The following is a 6304-nucleotide window of genomic DNA, read 5'->3' on the forward strand; positions in this document are numbered from 1 at the left end:
CTCCCCATCTCCCCATCTCCCCATCTCCCCACACTCTTCCTCAACCTGTATTCCGCATTCCTGCAGCAATACCATTAAGAGTCAACAAAGCACCTTGTAACAACTCACCCTTACTATAGCGAGAGTGAATAACTCCTGGCGTACCTGTATCATGTTGACGCAAGCGTTTCAACAAAGCTACCTGCAACATACCTAGAGGAACAATATTAGCATTCCGCAACTGCACAGAACGCTGCAAATCTTGCTCTCCATCTAAAGGTCGTTGATGACCAGAAATTTGTAAAACTAAATTCCGCGTCAGGTTATATTCAGTAGCAATTTGCTCAAACAATGCCTCAAATCTTTCCCGGTCTTCTGGATTAGATAATTCTCGGACATAATAATGAGCCATTTGCAAATCTACTTTTGCTAGAGTCATCTCTACTTTTGAGATTGCAGTAGTAAAAAACGGCCATTTTAGATAAAAATACTGCAAAAGTTTCAGGTGTTCTTCTGGCTGTTGTTGCACAAACTCTTGTAAAGCCGTTCCTACTCCATACCAAGCAGGTAATAGGAAGCGACTCTGAGTCCAGCTAAACACCCAAGGAATTGCCCTTAAACCAGAAATTGTCTTCTTTTTATCATTCTTCCTCCGAGCTGGACGAGAACTAATTTGTAGTTGACTAATTTCTTGGATCGGGGTAACTTGATAGAAAAATTCTACTAAGTCGGGTTGTTCATAAATCAGATGTCGGTAATGAGTGCGCGATCGCACCGCTAACTCTTCCATAATGTCATTCCAGGCATCAATTTCATCAAACCCTGTATGTAGCAAACTAGCTTGAATAACTGCAGTAGTGACATTTTCTAAGTTATACATAGCCAACTGAGGCAGAGAATATTTAGAAGCTAGCACCTCACCCTGTTCAGTAATCTTAATCCGTCCACTAATACTCTTACCAGGTTGAGCCAAAATCGCTTTATAAGCAGGACCGCCACCACGTCCTACCGAACCACCGCGCCCATGAAATATCCGCAATGCGATTCCATATTCCTGACCGATTTTATGTAAAGCTTTTTGAGCTTTATGAATTTCCCAGTTACTACTGAGGAACCCAGAATCTTTATTACTATCTGAATAACCAAGCATCACTTCTTGCAAATAAAGAGTCTCTAACTCAGATTTCATTTTAGAGTCTGCTTGTGCTTGCAATTTATCATACCCACCAGCAAGTGCTGCCCGATACAAAGGCAATTCAAATAAATTGCGCATAACCCTGGGAGCGTTTCTCAAGTCTTCCACTGTCTCAAACAGAGGCACTACCTGAATCTCACTTGCACCAGTTGCCGGGTCATAAAGTCCTGCTTCTTGAGCTAGCAACAACACTTCCAACATATCGCTGACATCACGACTCATACTGATAATGTAAGTTTGGCAAATTTCGGGGCCAAACTCTACCTGTAGCTGTCGTAGCATTCGGAAAGTGTTAATGATTTCGCAAGTTCTCTCAGAAAAAGGTAGTTCTGCAGGAATTAGTGGGCGACGAGTAGGCAATTCTGTTGATAGCCATTCAGTGCGCTCTGCTTCTGACATTTCGATATAGGGTTTAGGCAGAATTTGTAAGTATTCAGTAACTTCATTAATTACAGCTTCATGGACAGAAGACTCCTGGCGAATATCTAGTCGTGCCAAATTGAAGCCAAAAATTTCTACCTGGCAAATGAGGTTTTCCAAGTCACTACAGCTTAAACCCGTTTCGATCAAGTTACGTTGAATTAGTTGTAATTCTTCTAGAAATTCCGCACCAGAAGCATAAACTGCTGCTGTTTCTCGACGTTGGGAGAGAACTTCCATTTGTCTTTGGAGAGAATCACCATTATACAAGCGCCAGTTGCGATCGCGAGTATTTTCCAAACGTTTTCTCACATAAGATAACTTCAACCTGTAGGGTTCTCGTCGATAGCGAATTGCCCATTGGTCATATACTTCGGGCATTTGCAATTGGTCGCGGTCTAAGGAGTCCAGCAGTTCTGGTAAAACATCACTCCAATGCAAGGACAAACTTAACAGTTCGATCAGGGAATCAGTAATATTAATATACTTATCTAACACTATCTTGCGTTGATAGCAAGCTGTTTGCCAAGTCACCTCTGGGGTACAAAAAGGATTACCATCCCGGTCAGCTCCTACCCAAGAGCCAAACTTACAGAAATTGAAAGTAGGTGGTTTTAAGTAAGGGAAAGAACTATGCAGAGCTTGTTTAAACCTCTGGTATAGTTTGGGAGTAGCTTCAAACAATACCTCTTCAAAGTAATGAAGAGTCGTTTCTACTTCATCAAGTACAGTAGGTTTAAATTGGTGTATTTCATCTGTACGCCACCACAAACGAATTTCTTCTGTTAACTGTTCCTTGAGAGATTCTGTTTCCAAGGATGAAACCACTGATTTTTCATGTCCTCCATTTCCAGACAATTCTGAAAAACTTTCTTCTACTAGATCGAGCTGTTGGAAAATTTTAGCAATGCGTCGCTGTTTTGTTCTGATTGTATGACGTACAATTTCTGTAGGATGTGCTGTAAACACTAGACGGATATCTAAGTTATCAATTAATCGTTGAATTAATTGAGATGGCACATTCAGAGTCCGCAGTAGGGGAAATAGATAATGAAATGTCCCCTCTCCTTCAGGTTTGTTTTTGTTATCGCTCCAGATAGGAATACTTCCAACCCGCAATGAACCAGCTTCACCATCCTTAGCTTCATCATCTTTAAAGATTAGTTTTCCCGGACCTTTGTTGTGAGAATACGCTTGTTGTTGCATCCTTTGTTCATAATGCTGTTCAACAATATTGATTAGCTGAAAATATAACGCAAAAGCTCGAGCTGCCCGAATTGCATCTTTGAGTTCTAGCTGTTCAATAAGTTGTACAATTTCTGAATCTAGAAAGTTAAAAGCTTGTCCTTCTGTAGAATTAACCAAGCGCATCTTCTGGAGTATGCTTACCAATTCTTGGCCACACTCTTGTCCTAGCACTAATTCCCACAAATTTTCAATTATTTTAATTCGATTACTCAGAAACAGACCTGAAACTTTAGTCGGGGCATTATTAAACCCTTGTTCTAGGGTTGTCTGCTCTGATTTTAGTAGTGAACTCATATTACCTATTCCTTAGTAGATACTGATATCAAAATAAATGTATTTTTGATACTGTTACACTCACATAATTTACGCACAAATACTATGTGTAGTAGGGGCAAACGGCCGTTTGCCCCTACAGATGGTGTATAACTTAACCTTTTGCCTAAGTCCTAACTCATTAAATGGGATTTAAATGTTTATAATACACCTGGGAGTCAAGTAGCCCTTTGATAGCTAGCCTTTCAGCAATGTTTTTTGTTAATTAATCACATAGCAGTAGAGGCTTTGAGCTAACCTATTGAACAGGATGGCAGTTGTTCCATCTTTAACCTTGAGTTGAAGAAATCTTCGGAATCTTTTGAAACTATAGTATAGTTAAATAAAATTAGGAATCTGATGATTTTTGGGAAAATTAAGCATTGGTAGGCGATCGCCCCGGAAGATTTCTTCACTATAGAGGCCAATTTCTGGTAATAATTCATTAATGGCTTTATTACCCAGTAAACCTAATAAAACCGGACCAGTGGCCAAGCTAAGTAAAATATCTGAGGAAATTTTCCAACTGGGAGTTTTTAGTGTAAGATCTTCAGAGGGATTTTCTCGAAAGGATTGCATTGATATTACCTCAATAAATAAGTTTATACGCAAGAGCTGATATAGGAAGCTTAACAAGACTTCAGCATCTTCAGCCGAAGGACAAATATTCATTGAAGAAGGCAGCTATGCTGAAGGCATCCCCCAACCCCCGATGATGCGCTATCCCTTATAAGGAACTCCTGAAACCCTTGTGGGAGGGTGGGAGTGTGGGAAGGGTGGGGGTGTGGGAAGTAAGAATTTTGTCTACGGTCCTCACTCATAGTGTATTTTTCAATACAATTTTCTCCAGAAAAAGCCACTCCCAGACTTATCCATAACTTGTCTTTTTGTCAAGTTTTTATGTTAAGAAAGATGTTTATAAAGCATAGCTTTGAAAGGGGGGAGGCAGAAGGGAAAATTGCTTATGGATTCTCATCCCAAACAATTTTGAACACCGTGTAGACGGTGGGCTATTAAAGCCATAATGATAATATTAAAGTTGAATATTAATTTCAGTACTTACGCAAATTGACTTTGAAACCACCATCTGTAGGGGCGAATGGTATTCGCCCTCAATATATATATCGACCAAGAGAGGAAAAAAATCCTTTACCGAAAAATTGTGGGTATGCGCCTCCCCTTTAAGGGGATAATAAATAAAAATTTTCATGAATTTGTCAATCCTCTTCTTTTCAAGGAGAGGTAATTATTCATTATTCATTATTCATTATTCATTGTTGAATCCAATCCTCTTAATTTATTTATAACAAATCGATTCTCACCCCAAACAATTTTGAACACCTTGTAGACGGTGGGCTATTAAAGCCATAATGATAATATTAAAGTTGAATATTAATTTCAGTACTTACGCAAATTGACTTTGAAACCACAATCTGTAGGGGCGAATGGTATTCGCCCTCAATATATATATCGACCAAGAGAGGAAAAATCCTTTACTCCAATCCTCTTAATTTATAAGAAAAGGTAATTCTAAATTCTAAATTCTAAATTCTAAATTCTTGAACAATATCCTTTCCTTTATAATGTTTATACGCTACATTCCAAGCAGTCACTAACCAATAGTTAAGCCGAGCAAGGGAGTCTCCCACAAACAGCAGAAGATGAAAGGGAATAAAACTATATTGACGGAAAATCGATCTCCTTTAGGAGATTGGGCACAGAAAGCTCTGGGACTTCCAGAAGTGCAAGTGCAGGTAAGATTGCGTGGCAATCATTTACATATTCTCTGTGAAGCTGAAAAATGTCCAGAAATGAACTTTGCACTAGCCCAGTTTTCCCAGGCACTGGGTCAGGTCGATCTAGAATCTTTACTACCTCCTAATCAACCTCGGATTTATCAGATGTTTCTATGTGGCCGAACTTTAGGTCGCAGGAGACCTGACTGGACAGTAAAACTTGATGGTAATAAGGTAGCAACTCAGAGCCAACTGGTAAATACTCCTTCTAGTTCCTCTGATTCAGAAGTTAATACCCTCTCTCGGTCTAATTATGTTGTTCCTACAAAATACCCACAAAATCAAAATGATAGTCAAATTTTACCGGAAGAACATCTGACAAAAGTCACTGCTGGACAATCTCCGAAACTAGATATTAATCATAATGCCTCTGAATTACTTTCAACTCCCCACAAGGCATCTGTGTTGACAAATGACATATTAGACCATTCAGAACTGGTTTTATCACCAAAATTAGACTCAGAAAATTCTTCTATTATTGAATCAACACAACCCAATGAATTAGAAGCAGACCCAGAGAAGACAGAAGAATTAGACCAATATTTACTTGATTCTCCCCTTACGGTTTCTTATCAAAGATTGGCCCAATATGGCCATCCAGATGCAATTGCTAGCTATCTTAGTGAAGTTTTAGGTGAGTTAGGGGTTTCTGTAAATGTCAGTATTAGAGAAAGACAACTTAAGGAAAAATTAACAGAAACTACCCAACAATCAGAAGATTCTGCCAAAAGTCCTGAATTGAAAACCCAGAAAATTTTATGGGTCTCCTGTGAAGCAGCTTATAGTCCAGCTCCATCTTTGTTGGCAGAACCGATCGCTCAAAAGCTCCGAGAGTTAAAACTCAAAGATTTTCATGAAGCTTTAATTTCTGGTTGTTCAGGGTGAAACTGCACCGGACTGATGCTGCGGGTGGACCTAACTCCACCAGACCTGATGCTACAAGAATGGGCAAGTTGGGGAGATGTGGCAGCAATTGAACGTTTGCTACAACAACAATTTACTACTCTTGGAATCAAAATTCGAGCTACTCTCAAAGAATCTACGTTACATTTATTCTGTACTAATACTAATAACTCAAACCAACTAGCTCCAGATAAAAAGAAGACAAAAGAAGCGATCGCCTCTACATTATCTACAATTCTACCTAGAGGTATCCAAGCTGCTACTATCTATGGTTGTATTATTAATGAACCGAAACAAAAATCGGAGTCACCTCTTTGGATCGACTGGTTGAATTTACCAGCATCGGAAAATCCAGAGATGGCAGCAAGTGCTAAAGTTTTGGCAAGTCAGGGAAACTATGAAGCTATTAGTTTTCTATTAAACAAATTCCTTAATCCAGACCTGGATCAAA

The 6304-nt window shown here is 39.2% G+C and carries 3 protein-coding genes and 1 pseudogene; 2 read left to right on the top strand and 2 right to left on the bottom strand.

Annotation, left to right across the window (positions count from 1 at the left end):
• Window positions 1–40: 40 nt before the first annotated feature.
• Together ppc and SAGCYANO_RS25060 are read right to left on the bottom strand one after the other, a co-directional pair.
• The gene (ppc, locus tag SAGCYANO_RS25055) at window positions 41–3136 is read right to left on the bottom strand and encodes a phosphoenolpyruvate carboxylase (RefSeq protein ID WP_202222571.1); all 3096 of its coding nucleotides are present in this window, start codon (window positions 3134–3136) and stop codon (window positions 41–43) included.
• Window positions 3137–3493: 357 nt separating this feature from the next.
• Entirely contained in the window at window positions 3494–3733 is a 240-nt protein-coding gene (locus SAGCYANO_RS25060) for a hypothetical protein (RefSeq protein ID WP_202222572.1), read from the bottom strand.
• Between the two features lie 1103 nt (window positions 3734–4836).
• Here SAGCYANO_RS25060 and SAGCYANO_RS25065 point away from each other — a divergent pair.
• Complete coding sequence (locus SAGCYANO_RS25065; RefSeq protein WP_202222573.1) at window positions 4837–5835, top strand: hypothetical protein; 999 nt, start codon at window positions 4837–4839, stop codon at window positions 5833–5835.
• A gap of 15 nt (window positions 5836–5850) precedes the next feature.
• Window positions 5851–6304, top strand: a pseudogene (locus tag SAGCYANO_RS25070) (hypothetical protein); the annotation flags it as partial.

Origin of the sequence: Okeania sp. KiyG1, assembly GCF_014132355.1 — a bacterium.
GTDB lineage: Bacteria > Cyanobacteriota > Cyanobacteriia > Cyanobacteriales > Microcoleaceae > Okeania.